We start from the raw sequence: 1447 nt of genomic DNA, 5'->3' as shown, positions 1-1447 counted from the left end.
TGACCGATCATAAACGTTCTTATCGAATTCCAAAAAATCGACTCAGCGATCAAGCAAAACAACGATATAACAAGCAATCCATTATGCTGCAACTGGCTGTAAAATAACGTTTTTTACCAACAATTTAAGATCTGCACCCTTGACCGATCATAAACGTTCTTATCGAATTCCAAAAAATCGACTCAGCGATCAAGCAAAACAACGATATGATAAACGACCCATTCTATTGCTAAGCATCTGTTAAATAGATATTTTTACCATTAATTCTAGATTCACACCCCTGACCAATCATAAACATTACGTACCAATTTCAAAAAATCGGCTCAGTGATCAAGCAAAACAACGATATAACAAGCACCCTATTGCATTGCAACTGGCTGTAAAATAACGTTTTTTACCAACAATTTAAGATCTGCACCCTTGACCGATCATAAACATTACGTACCAATTTCAAAAATTCGACTCAACGATCAAGAAAAACAACGATATAAAAAACAACCAGTTTGCTTTCAATTATCTGTTTAATATACATTTTATCCAATAATTAAAGAGTCACACCCTTGACCGATCATAAACATTAAGACTAGATATTTTACTCAATAAAAACATCGTTAACCTAATTGAGCATTTCGCATCCAGGCTTTATGCTCTCACTAAAATTGATCTTTGGTCACATCATCCGACATTATTCCTTCTCTCTCTATGGTAGCGGTTGTTTCTAGATAGTATTCGTAGAAGAAATAACTTATCAATAGTCATTCTGTCATTGGAAATAATGATATTCCTACTTTCATTTCCTGAACTTAGAGATCAAGAAATACAGCTATAACCCTTCTTTCACTTTTTGCGCTCATAGGTCATGGAGAACAACGATAGCCCTGCTTTCACTTTCTTCGCTCAGGGGTCATGGTAAACAATCATAGCCCTGCTTTCACTTTCTGCGGTCAAAGATCATGGTAAACAACGATAGCCCTGTTTTCACTTTCTGCGGTCAGAGGTCATGGTAAACAACCATAGCCCTATTTTCACTTTCGGTTGTCAGAGGTCATGGAGAGCAACGATAGCCCTGTTTTCACTTTCTGCGGTCAGAGATCATGGTAAACAACGATAGCCCTATTTTCACTTTCGGTTGTCAGAGGTCATGGAGAGCAACGATAGCCCTGCTTTCACTTTCTGCGGTCAGAGATCATGGGAAACAACGATAGCCCTGTTTTCACTTTCTGCGGTCAGAGATCATGGGAAACAACCATATCCCTACTTTCACTTTCTTAGCTCAGAGATCATGGGAAACAACCATATCCCTGCTTTCACTTTATGCGGTCAGAGATCATGGTAAACAACGATAGCCCTGCTTTCACTTTTTGTGTTCTGAGATCATGGGAAACAACCATATCCCTGCTTTCACTTTATGCGGTCAGAGATCATGGTAAACAACGATAGCCCTGCT

The sequence above is a fragment of the Vibrio sp. 2092 genome (genome assembly GCF_033339635.1).
Lineage (GTDB): Bacteria > Pseudomonadota > Gammaproteobacteria > Enterobacterales > Vibrionaceae > Vibrio > Vibrio alginolyticus.
The sequence above is the reverse complement of the archived record's forward strand: the minus strand, read 5'-3'. Positions refer to the sequence as shown.